The organism is Flavobacterium tructae (assembly GCF_001853485.1).
Taxonomy (GTDB): Bacteria; Bacteroidota; Bacteroidia; order Flavobacteriales; family Flavobacteriaceae; genus Flavobacterium; species Flavobacterium tructae.
Window position 1 is genome coordinate 1 of sequence record NZ_MIKE01000021.1, and the last position, 1701, is coordinate 1701.

A 1701-nucleotide genomic window follows, 5' to 3' on the forward strand; every position below is an offset into this window, starting at 1 on the left:
AAGAGTTTGATATAAGCGATTTCTTCTTCGGAAACTTTGCCGTATTCTTTGCCGAAAGACAAGTAGGAACAACCGCTCTCTACATTTAAAGCATCATGAAAGTCTTTGTTGTTTCTAATGTTTACAAAAACATAACTGGGAAATAAGGGAATTTCAATTTTCTTAGTTCGGTCACTCCATTGTCTAATGCTGGTGGCCATAGGTAAAAAAGCTTCTAATTTTTTTTCCATTAGTTCTTTGTAGACTTTACTCTCATGTCTGTACTTGACGTAAAGAACATGCCAACCTTGTTTTCGATCCATATTATTTGGTTTTTTTCGTCACCGGACATAGCTGCGCTATTACCAGTCACATGGTTATTTTTTTTAGATACGTTTTTTGGTTTAATAGCTTTACCTTTTTTACTCTAAAGTAATTTTGGTAATAATGTTTTTGTTGGAACTCGCAAGGTAAATTTTGATGCCTTTTGAGTGTGTGTAAAAATCTGAAAGTTGCGAATTCAACTACTTATTTTTACTGAAGTAAATTTACAATATAGGTTTTCAAATTCTACTACACCAAAGTGTAGTTCAATTGGTTAGCGTTAAATACTACCTTATTGGGTAGTTTATAGTTTACAGAAGAAAGCTCAAAATCTTCCGGTGTAACCAAATGTTTGTTCTCGTTGTAAAAAGTAATAAGACCATTATAGGACATCGATACAGGTATTGTTTCTGATCCCAGGTATTCGATTGATTTACCCACAATTTTTGCTTTGATGCCCATTAGGGTTAATACGCGAAGCAGTTTAGCGTCGATTTCGGCAAAGGCCATATTGTCTTTGTGTTTGCAAACCGGTGCAATGGCACAAACCAATAATTTTTTTAGCAGGTTAACATCACGAACGCCTTTTTTAATGGCAAAACGTCCAATGTGCCAGATTTCATTGATGGCATCTCCTTCTGCACATAAGAAAGGATTGATCCCAAACATTTTTTGAATGGGAAGCGGAGTAATGAAGTCCCATTTTAAAACTCTGATGGTACCGGTAAAGTCTCCCAATTCGTTTTTGAATGCGAATATTTTGGAGTTTTCAAGGAAGTTCATTTCTTCTTTGTAAACGGCATCAATATCTTTTTGATAGTGGCCCGGAAAAACTTCATTAGAATGGTGATTGAAGTTTTCTGTGACTACAAATTTGGACATACGAAAGATGTCATTTTGACTAATTGCTGTGTGGTGGTTTTTGGCGAGTTTCATAGTATTTGTTTTCTCCAAAACTATCACCACAATTTACGCTTCATATTACACAAAATACTAGTTTACAGTATTTTAATTAAAAACTACCCTTAAGTGTAGTTTTTAAAAATGAACTTTAGAAGAAAAAAAACGGCCAAAAACCCAAATATCATTTTTATTGAAATGAAGTTAAATTCGTATAGAAATAAAATTAATTTAACATCATATCTCCAATTTTTCCTATATTCACAACCTGTTAAAAAACTATTAAAATATGGTAATTGAAAACGACTTTTTTTCCTCAAACAACACCGTTCAAAAGATCTCTGAAGATGAGAAAGGAAGACTGGGAAATTATTTAGAACTGGTCAAAGCATTTGCCAGAACAACTTACAGTAGTATTTATATTATTGATTACGAAAAAAAAGGGTTTGAGTATGTATCCGAAAATCCATTATTCTTGTGTGATCACACTCCGGCAGA

2 protein-coding genes and 1 pseudogene are annotated in these 1701 nt (G+C 33.4%); 1 reads left to right on the plus strand and 2 read right to left on the minus strand.

From position 1 onward, the window contains the following. Nucleotides 1-230 (minus strand): transcription termination/antitermination NusG family protein (locus BHE19_RS07715; protein WP_317040043.1); only part of this gene is annotated, 230 nt, incomplete at its 3' end. 322 nt (nt 231-552) lie between these two features. Then, nucleotides 553-1239: a hypothetical protein gene (locus BHE19_RS07720; protein ID WP_070906601.1), complete on the minus strand. Its 687-nt coding sequence runs from the start codon at nt 1237-1239 to the stop codon at nt 553-555. A gap of 253 nt (nt 1240-1492) precedes the next feature. Between BHE19_RS07720 and BHE19_RS22885 the strand changes: the two are divergent. Then, nucleotides 1493-1701: pseudogene (locus BHE19_RS22885) on the plus strand (helix-turn-helix transcriptional regulator); the annotation flags it as partial.